Source organism: Streptosporangium sp. NPDC003464 (assembly GCF_053588315.1).
In genome coordinates this window covers 1-20,901 of record NZ_JBSFPS010000178.1, presented here as the reverse complement: position 1 = coordinate 20,901, position 20,901 = coordinate 1, and the positions used below count along the sequence as shown (strand labels likewise).

The 20,901-nt window shown below is 67.2% G+C and carries 25 protein-coding genes and 2 pseudogenes; 21 read left to right on the top strand and 6 right to left on the bottom strand.

Features of this window, described 5'->3' with window-relative positions:
- The 6 genes and pseudogenes from ACWDS7_RS31875 to ACWDS7_RS31850 all read left to right on the top strand — a co-directional run.
- A pseudogene (locus ACWDS7_RS31875) lies at positions 1-354 on the top strand (cell division protein FtsK); the annotation flags it as partial.
- Positions 351-554 carry a hypothetical protein gene (locus tag ACWDS7_RS31870; RefSeq protein WP_451932269.1) on the top strand — a complete coding sequence of 68 codons (204 nt, stop codon included), beginning with the start codon at positions 351-353 and terminating at the stop codon, positions 552-554. The pseudogene ACWDS7_RS31875 and the gene ACWDS7_RS31870, both read left to right, overlap by 4 nt.
- Positions 547-2,202, top strand: a complete 1,656-nt coding sequence (locus ACWDS7_RS31865) for a replication initiator (protein ID WP_451932268.1) — start codon at positions 547-549, stop codon at positions 2,200-2,202. The genes ACWDS7_RS31870 and ACWDS7_RS31865 overlap by 8 nt, the downstream gene beginning before the upstream one ends.
- The gene (locus ACWDS7_RS31860; RefSeq protein WP_451932267.1) at positions 2,199-2,393 is read left to right on the top strand and encodes a helix-turn-helix transcriptional regulator; all 195 of its coding nucleotides are present in this window, start codon (positions 2,199-2,201) and stop codon (positions 2,391-2,393) included. Before ACWDS7_RS31865 ends, ACWDS7_RS31860 begins: the two co-directional genes overlap by 4 nt.
- The gene (locus ACWDS7_RS31855) at positions 2,390-3,751 is read left to right on the top strand and encodes a tyrosine-type recombinase/integrase (protein ID WP_451932266.1); all 1,362 of its coding nucleotides are present in this window, start codon (positions 2,390-2,392) and stop codon (positions 3,749-3,751) included. Before ACWDS7_RS31860 ends, ACWDS7_RS31855 begins: the two co-directional genes overlap by 4 nt.
- 947 nt (positions 3,752-4,698) lie before the next feature.
- Positions 4,699-5,063: pseudogene (locus tag ACWDS7_RS31850) on the top strand (transposase); the annotation flags it as partial.
- Positions 5,064-5,201: 138 nt separating this feature from the next.
- Here ACWDS7_RS31850 and ACWDS7_RS31845 read toward each other — a convergent pair.
- The 5 genes from ACWDS7_RS31845 to ACWDS7_RS31825 form a co-directional block, all read right to left on the bottom strand.
- The gene (locus tag ACWDS7_RS31845; protein ID WP_451932265.1) at positions 5,202-5,639 is read right to left on the bottom strand and encodes a DUF488 domain-containing protein; all 438 of its coding nucleotides are present in this window, start codon (positions 5,637-5,639) and stop codon (positions 5,202-5,204) included.
- 4 nt (positions 5,640-5,643) lie between these two features.
- On the bottom strand, positions 5,644-6,249 hold the full coding sequence (locus tag ACWDS7_RS31840) for a DUF488 domain-containing protein (RefSeq protein ID WP_451932264.1): 606 nt from the start codon (positions 6,247-6,249) through the stop codon (positions 5,644-5,646).
- Complete coding sequence (locus tag ACWDS7_RS31835) at positions 6,246-6,944, bottom strand: dual OB domain-containing protein (RefSeq protein WP_451932263.1); 699 nt, start codon at positions 6,942-6,944, stop codon at positions 6,246-6,248. Before ACWDS7_RS31835 ends, ACWDS7_RS31840 begins: the two co-directional genes overlap by 4 nt.
- A gap of 997 nt (positions 6,945-7,941) precedes the next feature.
- Positions 7,942-8,601: a YdcF family protein gene (locus tag ACWDS7_RS31830; protein ID WP_451932262.1), complete on the bottom strand. Its 660-nt coding sequence runs from the start codon at positions 8,599-8,601 to the stop codon at positions 7,942-7,944.
- Positions 8,602-8,616: 15 nt separating this feature from the next.
- Positions 8,617-9,381, bottom strand: a complete 765-nt coding sequence (locus tag ACWDS7_RS31825; RefSeq protein WP_451932261.1) for a GntR family transcriptional regulator — start codon at positions 9,379-9,381, stop codon at positions 8,617-8,619.
- 497 nt (positions 9,382-9,878) lie between these two features.
- Here ACWDS7_RS31825 and ACWDS7_RS31820 point away from each other — a divergent pair, with 497 nt between their 5' ends.
- Genes ACWDS7_RS31820 through traB form a run of 10 tightly spaced genes read left to right on the top strand, consistent with a single transcriptional unit; the run spans position 9,879 to position 15,889 of the window.
- Positions 9,879-10,196 carry a WhiB family transcriptional regulator gene (locus ACWDS7_RS31820; protein WP_451932260.1) on the top strand — a complete coding sequence of 106 codons (318 nt, stop codon included), beginning with the start codon at positions 9,879-9,881 and terminating at the stop codon, positions 10,194-10,196.
- The gene (locus ACWDS7_RS31815; RefSeq protein WP_451932259.1) at positions 10,196-10,444 is read left to right on the top strand and encodes a hypothetical protein; all 249 of its coding nucleotides are present in this window, start codon (positions 10,196-10,198) and stop codon (positions 10,442-10,444) included. Before ACWDS7_RS31820 ends, ACWDS7_RS31815 begins: the two co-directional genes overlap by 1 nt.
- A gap of 2 nt (positions 10,445-10,446) precedes the next feature.
- Positions 10,447-10,620, top strand: coding sequence for a hypothetical protein (locus tag ACWDS7_RS31810; RefSeq protein WP_451932258.1), 174 nt, complete (start codon positions 10,447-10,449; stop codon positions 10,618-10,620).
- 11 nt (positions 10,621-10,631) lie between these two features.
- Entirely contained in the window at positions 10,632-11,378 is a 747-nt protein-coding gene (locus ACWDS7_RS31805) for a M48 family metalloprotease (RefSeq protein WP_451932257.1), read from the top strand.
- Positions 11,375-11,578, top strand: a complete 204-nt coding sequence (locus tag ACWDS7_RS31800; RefSeq protein WP_451932256.1) for a hypothetical protein — start codon at positions 11,375-11,377, stop codon at positions 11,576-11,578. Before ACWDS7_RS31805 ends, ACWDS7_RS31800 begins: the two co-directional genes overlap by 4 nt.
- On the top strand, positions 11,575-11,964 hold the full coding sequence (locus ACWDS7_RS31795) for an RRQRL motif-containing zinc-binding protein (protein ID WP_451932255.1): 390 nt from the start codon (positions 11,575-11,577) through the stop codon (positions 11,962-11,964). The genes ACWDS7_RS31800 and ACWDS7_RS31795 overlap by 4 nt, the downstream gene beginning before the upstream one ends.
- The gene (locus ACWDS7_RS31790) at positions 11,961-13,391 is read left to right on the top strand and encodes a DUF2637 domain-containing protein (RefSeq protein WP_451932254.1); all 1,431 of its coding nucleotides are present in this window, start codon (positions 11,961-11,963) and stop codon (positions 13,389-13,391) included. The genes ACWDS7_RS31795 and ACWDS7_RS31790 overlap by 4 nt, the downstream gene beginning before the upstream one ends.
- Complete coding sequence (traA, locus tag ACWDS7_RS31785) at positions 13,384-13,824, top strand: plasmid transfer protein TraA (RefSeq protein ID WP_451932253.1); 441 nt, start codon at positions 13,384-13,386, stop codon at positions 13,822-13,824. Before ACWDS7_RS31790 ends, traA begins: the two co-directional genes overlap by 8 nt.
- 14 nt (positions 13,825-13,838) lie before the next feature.
- Positions 13,839-13,961, top strand: coding sequence for a hypothetical protein (locus ACWDS7_RS31780; protein ID WP_451932252.1), 123 nt, complete (start codon positions 13,839-13,841; stop codon positions 13,959-13,961).
- Positions 13,955-15,889, top strand: coding sequence for a plasmid transfer protein TraB (gene traB / locus ACWDS7_RS31775; protein ID WP_451932251.1), 1,935 nt, complete (start codon positions 13,955-13,957; stop codon positions 15,887-15,889). The genes ACWDS7_RS31780 and traB overlap by 7 nt, the downstream gene beginning before the upstream one ends.
- Positions 15,890-16,275: 386 nt before the next feature.
- Here traB and ACWDS7_RS31770 read toward each other — a convergent pair whose 3' ends face one another.
- Positions 16,276-16,440 carry a hypothetical protein gene (locus tag ACWDS7_RS31770; RefSeq protein WP_451932250.1) on the bottom strand — a complete coding sequence of 55 codons (165 nt, stop codon included), beginning with the start codon at positions 16,438-16,440 and terminating at the stop codon, positions 16,276-16,278.
- 50 nt (positions 16,441-16,490) lie between these two features.
- Between ACWDS7_RS31770 and ACWDS7_RS31765 the strand changes: the two genes are divergently transcribed.
- The 5 genes from ACWDS7_RS31765 to ACWDS7_RS31745 form a co-directional block, all read left to right on the top strand.
- Positions 16,491-17,288, top strand: a complete 798-nt coding sequence (locus ACWDS7_RS31765; protein WP_451932249.1) for a bifunctional DNA primase/polymerase — start codon at positions 16,491-16,493, stop codon at positions 17,286-17,288.
- A gap of 26 nt (positions 17,289-17,314) precedes the next feature.
- Entirely contained in the window at positions 17,315-18,490 is a 1,176-nt protein-coding gene (locus ACWDS7_RS31760) for a DUF3631 domain-containing protein (protein WP_451932248.1), read from the top strand.
- Positions 18,491-18,672: 182 nt separating this feature from the next.
- Positions 18,673-18,864: a helix-turn-helix transcriptional regulator gene (locus ACWDS7_RS31755; RefSeq protein ID WP_451932247.1), complete on the top strand. Its 192-nt coding sequence runs from the start codon at positions 18,673-18,675 to the stop codon at positions 18,862-18,864.
- Positions 18,864-20,273 (top strand): tyrosine-type recombinase/integrase, encoded by a 1,410-nt coding sequence (locus ACWDS7_RS31750; RefSeq protein WP_451932246.1) that lies wholly within the window; start codon positions 18,864-18,866, stop codon positions 20,271-20,273. The genes ACWDS7_RS31755 and ACWDS7_RS31750 overlap by 1 nt, the downstream gene beginning before the upstream one ends.
- Positions 20,274-20,374: 101 nt before the next feature.
- The coding region (locus ACWDS7_RS31745; protein WP_451932245.1) for an ADP-ribosylglycohydrolase family protein at positions 20,375-20,901 on the top strand (527 nt) is incomplete at its 3' end.

Sequence of the window (20,901 nt, the reverse complement as noted above, 5' to 3'; positions counted from 1 at the left end):
GCCGAGCTGCCGCTCCACCGCCGCCACGTCGCGCTCAGAGCCACGCAGGGCCGGGCGGTCGGGGTGGGCGTGCTGGCGGCGTTGCAGGACCCGCGTAAGGAGGTCATGAACATCCGCAACCTGTTCCCCGACAAGATCGCCCTCCGCCTGGACGAGTCCGAGCAGGTGGACATGGTCCTCGGCGATGGCGCCCGGGATCGCGGCGCGCTGGCCGATCACATCTCGCCGATCCCCACCCAGGGGGCCGGCGTCGGCTATGTCCGGTTGGAGTGCTCGCCCGATCCGGTCCGGGTCCGCGCGGCCTACGTCTCTGACGCCGACATCCGTGCGATGGCTGGGCAGGTGGCGGCATGAGGGTCTGTTTCTACGGCACCGACGAGGAGATCACCCGCGTGTGTGAGCGGCCCTTCCTGGCTGTCCTGGGGCTGCGTCACCCTCAGCCCGTCCTGGCCTTCGAGCTGTTCGACATCAAGGTCAACGCCGATCCCTACGGCGCCGTCGTCCGCCTGTCCGCCGAGCTGTCCGAGGTGGGGGAGGGGGGCGAGCGTGGCTGACCCGACCGGCCGCGCGCTCTCCCGCGCCGAACGGCAGGCCATGCCGGTGGCGTTGGATGTGGCGGTGGAGATCGCCAAGCATAACGGCGTGTGCATCCGCCCGGTGGTGCTGCGCAGGTTGGACATCCACACCGGCAGCACCGAGGACGTCAACGTCCCGTGCGGGGCCACGATGGAGGCCAAGTGTCCGCCGTGCGCCAAGCGCAACCGCTACCTGCGGATGGCCCAGTGCCGGGAAGGCTGGCACCTGGACGCCGAACCCTCCACCACCCCGGAGGAGCCGACCGAGGAACAGCGCTGGCTGGTGGAGTTCCGCGCCGACACCCAAGCCCAGCGCGATGCCGCCGACAAGGCCGGCGACGACACCACCGACCTGGACGCGGTGCTCGCCGGGCTGGATGAGGAGATCAACGCCGCCGGGATGCGGGGCAGTCTGCTCGGCCGGACCGCCGCCAGGCGCAACCGCTCGACGAGGCGCCGTCAGGACGCCCCCGACCTGCCCAGGGGGGTGCGGCGGAACACCACGCTCGGGCGGACCTTCACCGGCTCGGACGGGGCCACCTACCGGCCGTCGCTGTTCGTCACCCTGACCCTGCCCTCCTACGGCCGTGTCCGCGCCGGCCAGGGCGTGCCCGTCGATCCGGACGCCTACGACTACCCGCGGGCCGCTCGGGACGCGCTGCACTTCTCCAAGCTCGTCGACCGGTTCGTGCAGAACCTCCGCCGGGTGGCCGGCTATGACGTGCAGTACTTCTCCTCCGTCGAACCACAGAAGCGGCTCGCGCCGCACCTGCACATGGCCATCCGGGGCACCATGCCACGCGCGGAGATCAAGGCCATCGCCGCCGCGACCTATCACCAGGTGTGGTGGCCATCGGTCGAGGAAGTGCGCTTCGAGGGCGAGCACCTACCCGTCTGGACCGAGCGGCCTGAACGCGCGGAACCGTACCCGGACGGCCAGGACGGCGACTACCTCGACCCGGCCACCGGCGAACTCCTGCCGACCTGGCACCAGGCACTCGACCGGCTCAACGCCGACGAGGACGCCGAACCACTGCACGTGGTCCGCTCCGGCCCTCAGATCGATGTTCAGGGCGTCTTGGCCGGGACTCCGGATGCCGATCAGTGCATCCGCTACCTGAGCAAGTACCTGACCAAGAGCCTCGGTGACACCCTCGACTCCGACGATCCCGCGCGCCGGGATCACGCGGCCCGGATGGTCGAGGCGCTGCGCTACGAACCGTGCTCTGCGGCCTGCCCGAACTGGCTGCGCTACGGCGTGCAGCCCAAGAACGCCAAGCCGGGCATGGCTCCGGGCCGGTGCCGGGGCAAGGCGCACAAGCCCGAGCACCTCGGCTACGCGGGCCGCCGCGTCCTGGTCTCCCGCAAGTGGTCCAACAAGACCCTGGCCGAGCACAAGCGCGACCGCCGCACCTGGGCCCTGGAAGCGCTCGGCCTGGCTGATGAGCCCACCGACCCACACCGCTACGTCTGGAAGCCCGTCCCGGCCGGCGACAACACCATCCCCTCCCTGGCCCTGCGGCTGCTACGCATGGTCGCCGAACGCCAACGCTGGCGAGCAACCCTGCTGGCCCTGGAAGCCAGAGCCACCGCACAAGACCTTTCGGCAATGAGGGAGGCGGCGTGAAGAAGAACAGCGACAAGTTGATGACCGTCCCCGAGATCCTCGACGAGCTCGGCGGCGTGTCCGTCCGGACCCTCTACCGCTGGCGTGAGATCGGCAAGTTCCCCCGCGGCCTGCGGCTGCCCAACGACGAGATCCGCCTCTACCGCAGCGAGTTCGAGACGTGGCTTGAGTCCCTCCGGGAGGCGGCGTGAACACCTCGTACGACGTGAAATTCTTCGAGATCAGCCGGAACAAGTCCAGCAAGACACCGTCACACGTCGTGCGCTGGTCGGTCGCCCGGAAGCGCTCTTCGAAGACATATCGGACCAAGGCTCTCGCCGAGAGCTTCCTGTCGTCCCTGCGACAGGCGGCCAAGAACGGTGAGGCATTCGACCTGGAAAGCGGCCTTCCCTTGTCGATGGGCAAGGCGAAGGATGCGCGCACCTGGTACGCCTTCGCGGTGACCTACGTTCACGCCTGGTGGCCTCATGCGGCGGCCAAGACTCGCGAGGGCATGACGGACGCACTGGCCAACGTGACCCCCGTTCTCATGCGTGACCTTCCTGGCCGCCCCGACGAGGACGTCATCCGGCGGGCATTGCGAGAGTTCTCCTTCCTCCCGGAGGACCGCCGCCCAGAAACCTCGCCGGAGATCGCTCGTGCGGTGCGGTGGCTGGAGGCGGCCTCGCTGCCACTGAGTGCTCTGGAAGAGGCCAAGCACACGCGGGCGGCTCTGGAAGCCCTGGCGTTGCTCCTGGACGGCAAGGCGGCAGCCACCTCGATCTACCGGCGCAAGCGGGCGGTCTTCCACCACGTGCTGGAGTACGCGGTGGAACTCGAAGAGCTGTCGGCGAATCCGCTGCACAAGGTGAAGCTTCGCAAGATCAAGTCCAGCGGTGAGATCGACCGGCGCTCGGTGGTCAACCCGGCCCAGGCCCGTGAGCTGCTCACCGCCGTGACCTACGCGGGCCGAACCCGTGGCCAGATGCTGGCGGCCATGTTCGCCTGCATGTACTTCGGCGGTCTCCGCCCGGCTGAGGCTGCGGGGCTCCGTAAGAAAGACTGCCACCTGCCGGCGATCGGATGGGGCCTGCTCATCTTGGAGAAGACCAAGCCGCAGAGCAACAAGCGCTTCACCGACTCGGGGGAGGCCCACGATGATCGCGGCCTCAAGCACCGGCACACGAAGGAGACCCGAGAGGTTCCGATCCCGCCGGAGCTGGTGACCCTTCTCCGGCAGCACATCGGCAAGCACGGGGTCGGCGAGGACGGCCGGCTGTTCCGCACTCGCACGGGCGGCCTGATCTCCGGCTCGGCGTACGCCAAGGTCTGGAAGGAGGCCCGAACTTATGCCTTCACTCCCGATCAGGTCACCTCGCCCCTGGCGGCCAGGCCGTACGACCTGCGGCACGCGGCGGTCTCCCTCTGGCTCAACGCCGGAGTGCACGCGCCGGAAGCGGCCGAGCGGGCGGGCCACGGGGTGGACGTGATGCTCAAGGTCTACGCCAAGTGCATCGACGGCCAACGGGATGTGGCCAACCAGCGGATTTTGGATGCTCTCGCAGTGTGAGACATCACCAGAACACCAAGCACACGAAGGGCCTCGGATCGCGTCGGGGCCCTTCGTCGTGCACGGAGGCGATCACCGGTCATAGATGCGGTAATGCCACCATCCGCCGAAACGACCTGGATGGCGACGCGGCTGGGGGTCGGGGAGCGTCCGGTTGTAGAACTCTTCGTCCAACCTCGCCACGATCCGTGAAAGCTCTACTCTGGCTGAGCGTTGGAGGCGTCGTAGGGCAAATTCCAGGGTGTCCCGGGCCTCTATTGGGTCACAGAAGGGGCAATCCGGTTGGGGCAGGTAGAGATAGCGGCCGGGCCGGCGGAGGAACTGTCGGTATGCGGCGAGGGCTCCTGCGACGGACCCGGGTCCTAAGTACTGGTACTCGTACTCGATGCGTGCGATGGCCGTATGGGTCCGGCCGGAGACGCCGGGAACTTTGGGGAGTGGGCGGTGGCTTCGGCGGTTCGCCACCAGGTGCGCGCGCAAGGCGCTTGGCCGTCTACGCGGCATCGGCCTTTCGTGTCGTCATGGACCGCATGGTGCCATACCGCGACAGCGCGGACCACGTCGCGGTGTGCCCGAAGGGCTCGGGATCGTTCCGCGAGCCTCCGAAACTCCCGGCCCCACCTGGGAAAACGAGGCTGCGAGCATTCCGCGTATGTTCCGCGAACACTGGCGTACGGCTGCGTTCGACAGCCTGCGGCTGCATGAGCCGTGCGGGCCGTACACATGCAAAAGACCAGGTCAGAGTGGAGATGACCTGGTCTTGGTGGCGCGCCCTGCAGGATTCGAACCTGCGACCGTCGGATTAGAAGTCAAGGGTGCGACTATCTCTTACCAGGCCACTTACCTGCAGTAACGTCTAGTTGGGGACCCTGTTTTGCCTCTCGCGGGAAAGCATTGGGAACAGGAAGGGGTCAGAGAACGTCGGCAAGGCTCTCGAAGCGCGTGCTGTGAGCCTGCCGATCTCCACGGCCAATACCCATGACAGTCTCGCTGTTGAACCCCTGTTCAAAGGCATCCCACCGATTCGATCCCGGCACGGGCCACGCCGCCGTCGTCCGGCTAAGCTTCATGGCGACAAGGGATACGACTACCTACATGTGCGCCGCCTCCTGCGACAACGGGGCATTGTCCCCGTATCACTCGCCGCGGCGTGGACTCCAGCACGCGGCTGGGCTGGTATCGGTGGGTGATTGAGCGCACGATGGCATGGCTGAACCGATACCGTCGGCTGCATCGTCGTTACGAACGTCGAACCGACCACTTCGCCTTCTTCGTCGCCGCATTCATTTGCTATCGCCGTCTCGCCAAATAAATCATGCTCTAAAGACTGCATCGAAGTCATCCGTTCGCAGTGCTGCAGCACCCCACCCTGTCCGATTCGGAGGACATATAGACAGATACGTCAGCACAATTCCGAAGCAACAGGATAAAGTCCCGCTCGGAGCGCTCTTTAGCCCAGATGCTCAATCGTGACGTCGGCCCAGCACTGTGCGAGATACTCCGCGACTAGTCTGCGGTGACAGTGGTGCGCTTTGTCTTCGCTGCAAAGCAAGACTGCGTTCCTAAGCAGCTCCTGAGGGATGGTTTCCTCAATGCGACGGTGCTTCATGAGTTCCAAGAAACGGCCTTCGTAGCCAGCCCAGCTGGCGCCGTGTTTCTTGTAGTCGTCGAGCATGGGTTGCGTCGGCGCCAGATCAATCCGGTGAGTGTAATCTACACCACAAATCTCGCTGAGAAAGTATTTCAGGTCATCACGCTTGGCGAAACCCGCCAGTTGCGAAACGTTGTTCAGGCGCACATCAACGAGCGTTGTCACTCTAGCTTCACGCAACAGTCCGAAGAACCGCTCGGCGGTCTTCCTCGTGAAGCCTATCGTATAAAGTTTCATCTTCTTAGCGTCCCGTCGATGCGAAGTCCTCGTTGTAGTACGCGATCTGGCATTCCTGACGGCTCAGAGCCTCTTCTAGGCGTTCGGCTGGGGTGTAGAGTAGGTCGGCCTCATCTAGACCAAATTTGGCCATGAGGCGCCGCATCGCCAAGGCATGACTCTCGGTATTCCCATCCCCGTGGATGTGGTCGATAGCGACCCCGTGCTCTGCAATCACTCGCGCGATAAGGACCGTGCGGTGGCAGTCTAGTGGCTCTTGCTCGGTACACATGATGGCGATCCGCTCGGTTCGCGCACCCTTCAATAGGCGTCCGATGCCGTTGCTGAACTCAGGAGTCTGGGCGAGGCGCCTGTACTGTACCCGCCCATCGACATAGCAGGTGGCGTCGTTCGTACGCGCTCCGAGTTCCTTGCCGAGGAATACGTACTTTATGCCAGCATCGTACAGGTTGCGCTTCACTATGTCTCGGTTGAACTGGGGAGTGAATCGGCTGATAGGTATCGAGCGCACATCCGCGACCGCGGTGATTCCATGCTGCCGAAGTAGGCTTAGGAAGCTTGAAAAGCTGTGTGTGGAGTGGCCGATTGTGAGCAGGGTGCTGGATATCATTTCTTGCCACCTATTTCGGTCTTCGCTCGCTCGATAATGGCCGCAACTAGCTTGTAGGCATAGCCATCGAAAGGTTCGCCAAGACTCACTGTAATGAAGGATTCGCCTAATCGATAGAAGCCGTCCGACTTGGCGAGGTATGCACGTTCATATTCCGGATCGGTCACTCGCAGTATATATTCAAATCCCGCATGCCGGAACCGCGCCCTCACGACCCGCTTCGGATCGTCGGACGTTGTACCAGGGACGTGCACTTGCAACATCACGTGGTCGACCCGGATGAGCTTCAGTGAGTGCTCTAGAGTGGCTGCTTGCTGATCCGGCACGCGGTCATTGTAGCCGTAGTGCGTATTAAACCCGTTGATCCATAGAGTCCCGGGGTGCTGCTCGAGTGTGAGCAGTTTGTCCCATCCAGCCCGGCCGGTCTTTCTCCAATACTGGTTAGGATCGAGGAGCCAATTCTCGGTCTGAAAGCTGTATGGCTGAGGCTGGAGAAGTGGTATGGAGACGATATCGAGGACACGCGGGTCAGACCCGTCTTCATATTGTCGCTCGCTCTGGGAGACCTCGTGGTTTAGGCGGGCGCTGACGGGTCGTATCCACTCTTCATGGCTACCCTCAACGATTCCCGCGACACATCGCCCCAAGAGCTTGCGGGAGTTTGCCAGACACACGAGCGTCTTGATCGTTTTCACGTGCACCCTCCAAATGTGAGGCGTCGGATCCGTGCGAAACGGTAACGCAGAGCACCGACACAGAACAGCTGCCGCCCTCCGTCCGGGCGATCGGAGTCTTGGGGCCAAGAAGGAACCGCAAGAGCTGTTCCTTAGAGCGGAACTCAAGGTGCTTTCTGGTGAACTCTGCACTTCGATGTTTATGCCAACTCTGCGCTTGAAAAGGTGACCAGGATAACCATATTAGATTGTCGCATCGGTCCAGTTTCTTGGAATGCAACGTAGCGCTCGGCGACGAACTCCCGATGCTCTTCAGATGAGTCCATTTCGTAACGATAGGCTTTGACTTCCGCTATAAACGACTGGTCATATAAACTATCGTCACGTAACTTGCCCTCCAGGTCAAAGCTGAATTCTTGACCGCCATGGGGCCACTTAAAATGTAGTAGATCCTTAAACGCCTTGTCGGTGTTCGTCTAGATCGACGCTACGCGAGTCGAATAATTCAGCCACCGCTTAGCTCGATCCGTGCAGTCGCTGCCGGTCTGCTGTCGCAACTCCCCTGCCACCATTGCAGGATGGTATCTCAGCCGGCGCAGATAGCAACAGGGTCAAGATTCCTTAGGGGCGCCCTAGGCAGCTAGCCGCAACCGCTCGGTTTGACCTCCAATTGGAAGCGCTGTGCTGCTCAAGCAAGTAGGGCCGCGTCACTTGCTTCCCAGCAAGATGGGAGCGTGAGAACACGAAACATCATGAAACGTCACAAAACAGTTCACGACCATGGCAACCCGAGATGCTAGGCGGGCAGGCGCTGTGCGCCGTTTCTGCTGGTGAACAGGCAGCGGCTCTTAGTTCTACTTCAATGTCCGAATCGCCCGGTCTGTTCTGTTTTGTATGCTTAGATTCCCTGCTAGGGGTCTGCTGCGGAAGCAGCCATCGTTTCGGTCACATGCCTATAGCACGATCGAAGGCAAAGGATGAGGGGAGAGAGCGAAGCCGTAGCCCTGCTCCGTTATCGTCAAACCAAGCGACGCGAGAAACCAGCAGCTACCAGTCGCTGGAAGGCGGCGTCGACCTCATCTGGGTATGGCTGTTCGATGGCGAAGCCCTTCTTGGCGTACTCCGTGATCCGCTGAGTGTCGCCAACCAGCATGTTGATCACGCGATCCACATCCCCGATGCTTTCAACGTAGTCGTCAAGCGAAAGTGGGAGCGACGCGCAAGTGATGTCGATCTCCGGCCAGAGCTTCTTGCATGTGGCGTACGCACGCCGCTGCTGGTAGGGGCGCGAGATGAGCATGGCCGACGTGACGGTAATCCCGTGCTGGGCCAGCAGGGCGCGGGTGTGGGTGACGTTCTCCCCCGTGTTCGTCGCCTGCGGCTCGATCAGCACCGCCTCATCGGGAACTCCCCGCTCGACTGCGTGCTCTTTGTAGTGGACAGCCTCACCGCGGGGGAACCTGCTGACCGTAGTGGGGGCATTGGCGCCCGTGAACACGATCAGCGGGAACAGCCCCCGCAGGTAGAGGTCAGCCGCATAGGTGGCGACCCCGAGGTCATGACTCCCCAGGCCGATGCCGACGTCTGCCGGCCTGACGACATGGTGCATGTCGTGGTAGTCCCACAAGGTCTCGACGTCGGCACGGAGAACGTCGGGGACAAGGACACGGGTGGTCATGACACTTATCTGTCCTCAGTCGGGAATCTTGAACGTGTAGGACCATGCGAAGCGCGATGCGGCATGCACACCCCGGGCGAACTCGACCAACCGGCCTTCACGGGTGAATGTCCGCCGTTGAAGGATCACGACCGGCTCGCCGGCCGGTAGCTCGAGCATCTCGGACTCATCCGGTGTCGGCATGCGTGAGTGAATCGTCTCGGTCATGCTGTCCGGCTCTAGTCCCTGGAGCGTAAGGACCGCAAAACCTCCCCCACGGCCAGCAGGCCCAGGTGTCGGATCCACGAGCGGCGTTCCTTGGACGTCCTCAGGGCGGTAGTAGCTCGTCAACGTGTGTGTGGGGGAGTCCCCCTCTTTGACGAGCCGTGCGCGCTCGTAGACCTGGGCACCATCAGTGAGTTCGAACGCTTCGGCTACCTCGGCGTCCGCCTCGACCATGCGAACCTTCTGTGTCTGGTCGCCCGGACTCCACGCGCGACCTGATGCCTCACGGTCGGCGGCGAACGCGACGAGCCCGAACTTCCACTTGCTCTTGGCGTAGCGCTCGACGCCCAGCCGCTTCATGGGCGGGCGCGCCCGCACGACGGTTCCCCTGCGCCGTACGGGAGTGACAAGCCCTTCGGACTCAAGAAGCCGGACGGCCTGGCGAACGGTCTTGATGTTGACGCCGTACTGCGCGGCGATCTCCTCTTGCTTTGGCAGAGTCTCCCCCGCCGGATAGTCGCCTCGCAGGATGCCCTCGCGAAGGACTTCGGCCAGCTCACGGTAGCCGACAGTCATGTCATCCCCTCCACTCAACGTCCACCCAATAAGGGTAGCGGTATTGGCTTGGAGCCCCTGCTTTCAACAATAGAACCAGCTCTATTGACAAGCTGGAGCCAAGGAAGCTTAATAGAGCTAGCTCTAATCGGATCGTCCTTCGCGCAGCCGGAAGACCCGGGAAGGCGGCGTAAGCCGCACGCCAACGGGCTGAAGCGTTCGCTGTTTTCCAACTGAATCCGGGCCGCCGCCTCCCACTGAAAAGGCGACTTACGCAGGGGATTTACTCCGCTCCTGCGCGCGACATTTAGCCCCTATCCGTCGTTTGGGGGCGACCCCCATCCGCCAAGACACGGGCCGCCCCAACTCCAGACAAGGAGCACAACCAGCATGTCCTACCGACTGATCCCGGCCAACGTGCACCGGGCCCCCTGCCACTGCTGCGGCGGTGGCGGATGGATGGCCTCCACCCAACAGTGCGGTGTCTGCGAGGGCACCGGCCAGTGCGGGAGCTGCCGATGAGCGCCCGTGGCCTGAACCGCACCCCCGCCGCCGAGCTACGTACCGCGATGCTGGCCGCCGGCCCGGCCTGCCACCTCGATCAGGCGCACCTGTTCACCGGCCCGGACGCCTTCGAGGTCGAGGACGACAACGCCCGGCGCCTGCGCCACCGCCAGGCCAAAAAGGTCTGCGGCCGCTGCCCGGCCCTGGCCGAGTGCCTGGCCTACGCCCTGGCCATCCGCCCCACCGAGGGCGTGTGGGCCGGGCGGAGCGCCACCGAGATCCGCGCCCTGTCCCTGCAGCCGGTCAGCGACGACGAGCAGGAGGCGGCGTGATGAGCCTCCCCCGGTACTTCTCCGTCATGGCCCCGGCGCCGTGGAACAAGTCCGGCAGGACGAAGGTCACGGTGCGCACCGGCGGTGCCTACCAGGTGTATGTGTGCGTCGGCAACGACCGCTCCGGCATCACCGAGGGTGAGGCGTGGGCGCTGTGGGTCGCGCTCGGCAACGCCCTGCACGCCACGTACGGCGACACCCCCACCTGGGCCACCGGGCAGGCCACCCCCGCTGAGCGGGAGGGGTGAGCATGGCCCGCTTCTCCTGCCCCGACTGCCGCTCCCGCTCGGCCAGCGCCATCGGCTGCCGCCGCTGCGGCCCCACCACCGGCCGGCAGCTGCAGCGCTGCCCCGTCCACGGCACCCGCTGCCGGGCCGCCTGCCGAATGTGCCGCTCCCTGATCCGCTCCTACGCCGGAAGCTGAGGAGGCACGTCATGACCACCTCGCCCACCATCCCCCTGCCCTCCACCGCCCCCACCGCCCCGGCCGCCCTGGCGGGCCTGGCCGAGCTGATGTGCGCGCTGCGCCACTGCACGCAACTGCCCGGCCTGCTGATCCGCATCAGCCCTGGCCTGGGCGACAACGCCGAAGCCTTCGGCAGCCGCTGCGACCGCACGCCACGGATCGACCTGGGCACCGGTCTGCTGACCGACGCGGACTCGTTGCCGCTGTATGGCGTGCTGGCCCACGAGATCGCCCACCACGCCCTCGACCACGACCGCACCCGGCCGTGCTGGCACAGCCCGGCCTGGCTGGCCAAGGTCGCGCTACTGAGCGGCCTCATCCTGCGGCTGCCCCTGCCGATCCTGGCCGTCCTGGCCTGCATCGCGCTGGCCGCGGCGTTGGCCGGGGCCCGCCGGGAGCGGCTGCAGGAGTACGACGCCGACACCCACGCGGTGCGGCTGCTGGACGCCGCCGGACTGCCCGGCCGGCGCCTGGTCACTGCGGCGCTGGCCGACCTGGCCGACGAACCCCTCGGCTACCGGCTGATCGGCTGGGCCTTCGACGGCCACCCCAGCGCACGCGCCCGGCGCCGCACCCTGGCCACCGGTCGCCCGGCCCGCCGCCTGCGCTGGGCGCTGCTGTGGCAGCGCACCCCCGCCCCCACCCTCGCGCCCGGCTTCACCTGCACGGCGTGCGGACTGGGCCACTCGACCGACGAAAAGGGGTCAAGCTCATGACCAGCACGCGGAGGAACCTGCAGGAATCCGCCCGCAAGGCCAAGGCCAGCGCCGCCGCGGCATCCGCGATCGCCAACTGCACCCCCATGCAGGCCGCCGCGCTGGGGCACATGGACCCGATCATTGCCCAGCGCGTGGCCGAGCAGGACTCGACGTACGCCGACGAGTGCGTCCGCAAGCTCATCGCGGGGGGCGCATGATGTCCCGCATCCGTGCCCGCTTCTGGGACCCCGCCGGCACCAAGCACGGCACCCCCACCTACCCGTGGCGGATGGCTCCGGCGCACCTGCTCACCATGCGCCAGCTCACCGCCGCCGGGCTGCGGCCCGGCGGGCAGGGCGTCCAGGCGCAAATCCTGTGGGCCTCGCGCCGGCACGGCGCGTTTGGTGTGCGCGCCGCTTACCTCTACGACGTGCGGTTCGCGCTGCCCAAGCGCACCGCGACGCCCCGGCAGTTGGAGGCGCTGGCCAAGGCCAACGCCGCCCGCCGCACCTGCCCCGACTGCGGGCGGGACGCCGGGTATGTGCTGCCGCGGCACCTGGGTACCTGCCTGGACTGCGCGGAGACGGCGGGGGTGGCCGCGTGAGCACCTTCTATGACCTGCGTGCGCAGCGCACCATCGCCCAAGCTGAGGCCGAGCAGGCTCGCGCTGAGGCCGAGGCCACGCGCGTCGAGACCATGCTCCGGTTGGAGGCTGCCCGCGCTGAGCAGGCCGTCCGACAGGCCGAGCAGGCCCGCCGCGACCGTCTGGCCCGCGAGCACGCCCGGACCGCCCGCCGCGAGGAGCGTCGCCGGCAGCGGGCTATGGCTCGGATGGCCCGCACCGCCGCCGTCCGCCGTGGCACCGGTGCCCTGGCTGCCGCGGTTGTCGGGCGTGCCCCGGCCCTCGTGGGCGCCGTGGCCATGGGCGCGCCGATCGCGATCGCCTGGCGCGGACAACTGGAGTTCGCCGACCAGGTCATGCACCTGGGCTTCATGGCCCCGGCACTGCCGATCGCCCTGGAAGGCGGGGTGTGGTACCTGGCCTTCCTGATCCACCGCGCCATCACCGCGGGCCTGCCGATCGGCCGCTACCGGGTCGCGACCTGGACCATGGCCGGCATCGCCGGCGCGATGAACTTCTGGCACGGCATCACGGCCAGCAGCAAGGACGACGGGCTGCAGGTCGGGGTGATCCTCGCGCTGGCGTCCCTGCTCGGCATCGCCTTGTGGGAGCTGACCGCGTCGCTGACCCAGCAGACCACCGCCAAGCGCACCGCGGCGGAAATCCGCCGGGCCGCCTGGCGACGCCTGCGCTACCCGCGCCTGTCGTGGGCGGCCGCCTCGATTCGCGCCTCGCGCGGTGCGAGCTGCTCGATCGAGCAGGCGTGGACGGCGGCATGGATCGACCGCTACGGGGTCGGCCCGGATGCCTCCCGGCGGGACCGCAAGCTCGCCAAGTCGATCGTCGGCTACCAGCGCAAGGCCGACCGGTCAGCCGCCAAGGACGGGCGACTGATCATCATTGATGGGTCGATCGTGCGCCCCTGCACCCCAAGCCCGCAGGCCAGCGAGGAGGCTGAGGAGGCCATGGCCCGGCTGCAGGCCTTCTCCGAGAACCGCGCCGACGTGGCCCGATCCATCGCATTCCCCTCGATCGGCTCCCCGGTGATCAAGCCGATCAACTCGATCGAGCACACGATGATCCCGGCCCCGGCCCCGACCCCGACTCCGGTCGAGGTCGATCGATCGACCGTCCCGCCCTCGATCGAGCCCCCCGTCTCGCCGATCGATCGTGAGGACTCGATCGACATCGATGGATCGAGCGCTCCGCGCCGGTCGATCGACGAACATCGTGCCGCCCTGTGGGAGGCGATCGAGGCCGGCGACATCGACCCCCGCGAGGTCAGCGCCGAGGAGATCCGCCGAACCCTGAACTGCGCTCCCAAGACAGCCCGAACTCTGCGCGACGAACTGCGTACGACCGCCGCTGAGCCCACCTCGACCACCGACTCAGGAGACACCCATGACTGAGCGCCACGGAGACCCCTTCACCGGACAGCACCGTGCCAGCGGCCACAAGGCCGGAGGGCACCCGTACGCCGCCTCCACCGGCTACTCGCCGCTGGCCGACCCGGAGTTCTTCACCAACGCCGACATCCGCAACTACTGCGAAAAGGCCCGCACCGAGTTCCTGAAGCTGTCGTTCGAGCTGTCCATGGCCGCCGAGGTACTCCAGGCCGTGCTCAAGGAGGTGCCCGACCCCGACGGGCGGCCCTTCGGTGCCGGCGCCCGCGCCCGCCGGGTGGCCCGCCACCTCAAGCGCACCGCCACCGAGGCCCGCGACGCCGCCAAGAACGCCGCCCGCACCTACGCCGCGTTCCAACGCGAGTTCGACCCCGAACTGTCGGCCACCTCCCGCACCCGCCCGGCTCGGGCGCGGCGCCGCTTCGACTTCAACGCCTGAGGAGAGAGAAGCCCATGTCGCGTATGTCCTCCCGGCGTGACCTGCCGGACCTGCCCATGATCTACCACTCCCGCGGCGGCGGGGTCGGCGGCTACCTGGTGCAGCGCGCCGCCCCGTACCTGCCGCCCTGGTGCTGACCGCCGGCACCGGCCTGGCCTCGCTGCCCGCCCACAGCCTGTGGGCGAACTCCGCCGCGGCCTCAGCCGGGCTGACGTTGGCGTCGGCCGCGCTGACCGTCAGCACCTGGTGGGCGGGCAAGGCCACCACCCCGCAACGGCGCCTGCACTCGGCCGTCACGGTCGCCGCGGCCACCTCGTGGCTGACCGCCGCCGCGCTGGCCGGACCCGGCACTGGCCCGCTGCAGAGCCTGTATCTGATCGGCGGCCCGGCCCTGGCCGTGTCCTGGAACATCCGGCAGATGCTGCGCACCAAGCCCGGTCAGGACGGCGAACCCGCCGAGGGATCGGGCGGGCTGCTGGAGAAGGTCGGCCTGGCCAAGACCCTGGTCACCGGCTCGACCGTGGCGCCGAACAAAGCCACCTTCCAGCTGCAGCTACCGCCCGGCGAGCTGACCGCCGATGACGTGGCCAAGGCCGCGCCGCGCCTGGCTTCGGCGCTGGACGTCTCCCCGACCGCGGTGCGGGTCCATCCCGACCCCGACTCCCACGCCCGCGCCCAAGTCACCATCGTGCCGCGGGACCTGCTCAAGACCACCACACCGTGGCCCGGCCCGTCCGCGCCCGGCGGGTCGGTCGCCGAACCGGTCGTGGTCGGGGTGTATGAGGACGGCACGCCGGCCGTGCTGTACTTCCCCGGCGACACCGAGCAGGCGCGTAACGCCATGCACCTGCTGGTCATGGGTATGACCGGCTCCGGCAAGTCCGAGGCCGCGTTGGTCGCCCTGGCCGAACTCATTAGCCGCAAGGATGTGGTGGTCTGGGCGTCCGATCCGGCCAAGGCCGACCAGACGCTCGGCCCGCTGCTGGGCGCCCTGGACTGGGCGGCGCTCGACATGCCGTCCACGGTCGCGATGATCGAGGCCATCGCCGCGGCCATCCCGGCCCGCACCAAGTGGCTGGCCAAGTACGGCTACAAGCAGTGGGAACCGGCCTGCGCCGGAGTTCAGTCCGACGGCTCACCCGGCATGCCCTACCTGGTGTGCTGGTTCGAGGAGGCCGCCAAGACCATCCGCGAGACCGACGACGACGTCTTCACCGGCATCGCCCAAGAGGCCCGGTCCGCGGGCGTCTCGCTGGTGGTCTCCCTGCAGCGCGCCTCCGGCACCCAGATCAGCACCGACACCCGCGCCTCCCTCGGATCCTCCTGGTGTTTCGGGGTGCGCGACGACCGCGACGCCGGATTCGCCCTGCCGGACGAGGCCCTCGACGCTGGGGCCTCCCCACAGTCTTGGCGCGACAAGCGGCCCGGCTACAACTACCTGGCCGCCAACGGCGTCCCCGAAGAGCTGTGGGCGACCCCGGCCCGCTCCTACCTGACCAGCCGCGAAGCGCTTGACTGGGCCGTTGCCGCGTTCGCCGGCGTGCGTGCCGAGGTGGACGCGACCACCGCCGCCGCTGCCCGGCAGGTGGCTGGAAGCGTCTTCACCGACCGCCCCCGCCACCCGCTCACCCCCGGCGCGCCCACCGCGGCCCGGCCCGCCGGAAACAGCCGCCCCACGCCCAACGCCGGCCTCGACCCCGACGGCCTCGACGCCGACGAGATGGAGGAACTCGACGAGTTCGACGGCATCGACCCCGAACAGCCCTTGGCGCCGGTGCGGACCGTGCTGCGCTTCGGCACCCCCGACGGGCGTCCACGCCGCACGGTCAGCACCGACGAGGCCCGCCAGGCCATGACCGATCTGCTGGAGGAGTTCGAGGCCGCCGGGATGGCTGAGGTCGGGCCGAAGGAGTTCATGGACCACTGCGACCGGCACGGCCGGACCCGCGGATGGGTCTCCGGGCAGGTCGCCGCGATGGTCCTCGGTGGCCGCCTGCAGGAGACCGACCGGCCCGGCCGCTACCGGATCATCCCGCAGGACAAGCGGGTTCTCGCCGGTGTCTGACGTCAGAAACCGTCTGACGCAACCGGCTCATTTCCCCAGGTAACGCGCGCCCGCATGGGGTGTCAGACGCCGTCTGACACCCCACCTGACACCCCTGCCCCCCTTCCGCGCAGTCGTACGCGCGACGTGCCTCCTCGCTCGTTCAGACCGACAGGAGTTCGACCATGTCCGTCTCGGACACCGCCCGCCCGCCCCTGGCCGCCCTGCCGCCCCTGCCGACGTTCCCGACCCGCGGGTCGAACGGGCTGCGCCTGCTGGACCTGTACTCCTGCGCCGGCGCCGCCGCCGAGGGCTACCACCACGCCGGATTCAAGGAGGGGCTTCGCCCCCCGCCCCCTTGGGACCTGCCGGGGGTGACCGAGGGCGCCGACGTGCTGGCCGCTACGTCAGGACACCCCAGTGAAACCGGGATCAAGGAGGGTGTCGATAACGACCCCACCGTTCCCGTAGACCAGGGTGTCGCTGTCCCAATGGAGCTGGACATCGTCCAGACCGCGGGAACGGATCAGGTTGTCGTAGTTCTTCAGCGCGATGCGGGTCTCTTCAGTCATGAGCCCGAGGCTAACCACGTCCCCCAAGCTCTGAAAGGGACAACCGCGTGATGGCTACCGATCTCGCTATCTCCTTGCCAGCCAGTGCCCTGCGCCACGTTGCTCAAGGCCGGAAAGTCTTTCCGTGCGTCCCCGGCGCCAAGTGGCCTTTGGGCAGGCTGGTCCCCAACGGCTTTCATGGGGCAAGCGACGATTCTGAGTTGGTCTCCCACTGGTGGAAGCACTGCCCAAACGCCAACGTCGCCATCCCCACCGGCCAAGGCTCCTTCGATGTTCTGGACGTGGACGTCAAGCCCGCCGGCACCGGATACGCAGCCTTGAACCGGCTCAAGGCCGCCGGTCTTCTACCGCCGCCGCTGGCGGTCATCGCCACCCCCTCCGGCGGGCTGCACTGCTACTACCCCGGCACCGCCCGACCCTGCGGCGCGCTGAAGGCCCACTTCCTGGACTTCAAGGCCACCGGCGGCTACGTCCTCATCCCACCGAGCGTGGTCAACGGCACGGCCTACCGGCTCATCGCACGACCCGAGGGTGCGGGAGACCAACTCAACTGGAGTGCGGTCCGCCAGTTCCTCACCCCGCCCCGGCTCCGCCCTGCGATCCCCGCCCCGCGCACCCGGCCAGTGACCGGTACGGGCATTCCCGGCCTGGCCACCTGGCTGGCCACCCAGACCAAAGGCAACCGCAACCGCGCCCTGTTCTGGGCTTGCTGTCGCGCCATCGAAAACGGTGCCACCGAGGCCGACCTAGCCGAGCTGGTGGCTGTGATCACCGCCCAAGGGCTCGACGAGCGTGAAGCGCACCGCACTGCCTGCGACGCCGCCCGCATCGCCAGGAGAACCACGTGACCATCGCGCCCCATACAGGAGATCACATGCCCGAACCCACCACTCACGGCGCCACCCTGCTTGACGCCCTGCTGGCCTCGCTGACCCGCTACGTCATCCTGCCGACGCCCGAGGCCGCGCACGCGGTGGTGTTGTGGATCGCCGCCACCCACGCCCAACCGGCCTGGGCGCACGCGCCCCGGCTGGTGATCCGCGCCCCGGAGAAGCGGTGCGGTAAGTCCCGGCTGCTGGACGTCGTCGAGGCGTGCTGTCATGAGCCGTTCATCACCGTCAACTCCTCCTCCGCCGCGGTCTACCGGTCCATCAGCGATGACCCGCCGACCATGCTCGTGGACGAGGCCGACACCATCTTCGGCCCCAAGGCCGACGGCAACGAGGATCTGCGCGGGCTGCTGAACGCCGGACATCAGCGCAACCGCCCGGCCAAGCGCTACGACGCCAACACCGGCCGCGTCGAATCCATCCCGACCTTCGCCATGGCCGCACTCGCCGGGATCGGTGCCATGCCCGACACCATCGAAGACCGCGCCGTCGTGGTGCGGATGCGCCGGCGCGGCCCCGGTGAGAGCGTCGCCCCTTACCGCCACCGCCGCGACCGGCCCCCGCTGCGCCAGCTGGCCGCGGACCTGTCGGAGTGGCTACGTGCCGACCTGGCCACCCTGGAACAGGCCGAACCGCCCATGCCGGTGGAAGACCGGGCCGCCGACACCTGGGAACCCCTGGTCGCCGTGGCCGACCACGCCGGAGGCCACTGGCCCGACCGCGCCCGCGCCGCGGTGCTGGCCCTGACCGCCGAGGCCGACGAGACCGGCCAGCCCTCCGCGCGGGTCCGGCTGCTGACCGACTGCCGCACCGCCTTCGGCACCGACACCGCCTTGCCCACTGCCATCCTGCTGGAGCGGCTCAAGGCCGACCCGGAAGCCCCCTGGGCCGACTACGGCCCCGCTGGGCTGACCGCGATGAAGCTGGGCGTGATCCTGCGCGAGTACGACATCCGCTCGGCCACGATCCGCTTTCCCACCGGCCAGGCCAAGGGCTACCAGCGCGTCGACTTCACCGACGCCTGGGTGCGCTACTGCCCGGCCCTTGACCCCCTTCCCGAGGGGGAGTTGCTCACCTTCCCCCGGGGAAGCCGTACCGGCCGTACCACGGTCAACATCGCAGGTCAGGGCGATGAGGCTTACATCCCCGGTACGGCTTAAGCCGTACCACCGAAAAAGCCGTACCGGCTCTGACCAGCCGAAACAGGGCTGGTACGGCCGGTACGGCTTCCCCCCTCAAAAGTGGCCTGACGGCTTCCCGAACAGTCTCGACCACGCCCCGCACAGCGCAATTCCCGCGCCGCCTCACCCTCGACCACAGACCTCGGAAGGACACGCGCGCCATGGCCACCGCCGCCGGTAAGCCGCTGACCGTCGCCGACTTCTGCACCGAACTCGGCATCTCCCGATCGACCTTCTACGACTGGCGCGCCAAGCAGCGCGCCCCGAAGTGCATCACCCTGCCCAACGGCAGCCTGCGCATCCGCCGCGCCGACTACGACCGCTGGCTTGCCAGCCTGGAGGACGCTGCCTGATGAACACGACCTACAGCGTTCGCGTCTACAAGACCGAGGTCCGCAAGAACAAGGATGGCAAGGTCACCTCCTACCGAGTGCTGTGGCAGACCGGCGGAAAGTCCTGGAAGAAGCCTTTTCCGAAGGAAGCGCAGGCCGACGCGTACCGGAGTTCCCTGGTGATGGCCGCGCGTAACGGTGAAGCGTTCAGCCTGGTCACCGGCGAGCCCGTCTCTTGGAAGCGCGTCGAGCATGCCGGAATGAGCTGGTACGACTTCGCGTGCAAGTTCGCGGACATGAAGTGGAAAGAGGCGTCTGCGAAGTATCGGCAGGACATCGCGCGGGCGCTTACCGCCGCCACACCCGCCATGCTCACCGGTGAGCAGGGTAAGCCTGATGACCTCGACCTCCGTACGGCCATGCGCCGTTGGGGCTTCAACACCAAGCAGCGCTCTGAGGCGCCCGAAGACGTCGCCGACGCGTTGCGCTGGCTCGCGGCCAACACCAAGCCCGTATCCGTGCTCACGGACGCCGGACCCGTACGTGAGCTGTTGGACGTGGCTACCTCGCGGCTGGACGGCAAGCGAGCCGCTACGAGTACGGTCCTGCGGAACAAGACCATTCTTCAGAACGCGCTGGACTACGCCGTGGAACTGAAGCTCCTGACGGAAAACCCGATCAAGGGACTGAAATGGAAGGCGCCCAAGACGACGTACGAGGTGGATCGGCGCAGCGTCGTCAATCACGCCCAAGCGCGGGCCCTGCTGGGTGCTGTGGGAAAGCAGCCCCGTAGCGGTCCCCGTCTCGTGGCGTTCTTCGCGGTTATGTACTACGCCGCGCTTCGTCCCGAGGAAGTGGTCAGTCTCCGGGACCACAACGTCACCCTTCCCGGCCTTGTGCAGAACGAGGAGAGCGGCGAGTGGGAGGAGCCCGCGGACGCCTGGGGAGAACTGCACTTCGCCGTCGCGGCCCCGTTCGCCGGCCGTGAGTGGACCGATGGCGGCACGCTCCGCGAGGAACGCGCGCTCAAGCACCGCCCGGACGGGTACACCCGGGTCGTGCCCTGCCCGCCCGCGCTGACCAGGATTCTCCGTGTTCATCTCACCACCGAGTACGGTAAGGGCCCAGACGGGCGACTGTTCTGGGGAGAGCAGGGCGGGGAACTGCCCGGCATCACCTACCGGCGCGCCTGGCAGAAGGCGCGCAAGGCCGTCTTCACCGATCAGGAGTGCGCCTCACCGCTGGCCAAGCGGGTCTACGACCTCCGACACGCGTGCGTGTCCACCTGGCTTAACGCCGGGGTGCCCGCTACCCAGGTCGCCGAGTGGGCGGGGCACAGCGTGGAAGTCCTGCTCAGGATCTACGCCAAGTGCATCGTCGGCCAGGATGAGGCGGCCAAACGACGAATCTCCGAAGCTCTGGGAGAGTGACGAGGGCTCCAAAGGAATTCAGCTCATAGGCGGCGCCGGACCGTCCTCTTGGTCGAGAGGGCACCTCTACGGCCAGAGAAAACCGGCTGGCGTCCCTCACAATGAAAGAGATGTCAATCACTCCTCTTGCGCGTGCCACGGCCTCTCTGCATGGCCTGGCCCTCGGCGACGCCTTTGGTTCCCAGTTCTTCGTTCCGGCCAATCGTCACGCTCTCTCCGGCCGTCTACTTCCACCTGTCCCATGGCAGTGGACCGATGACACCGAGATGGCGTGCTCCATCTATCGCGTCCTGGCTGATCATGGCGTTGTCGATCAGGACAAGCTCGCCGCGGGTTTCGCCGGCCGCCACGACTTCGATCGTGGATACGGCCCGGCCACCAATCGGATGCTCCGCCTTGTCCGTGAAGGAGGCGACTGGCGGACACTTTCGTCTGAGTTGTTCGACGGCAAAGGCTCGTGGGGCAACGGCGCCGCGATGCGGGTGGCACCACTTGGTGCCTGGCTCGCTGAGGATCTCGCTGAAGTCGTTCGGCAGGCAGCCTTGTCGGCGCAGGTCACTCACACGCACTCGGAAGCGGTGGCCGGTGCCGTTGCCGTTGCCGTGGCCGCGGCGACGGCGGTCAGGGA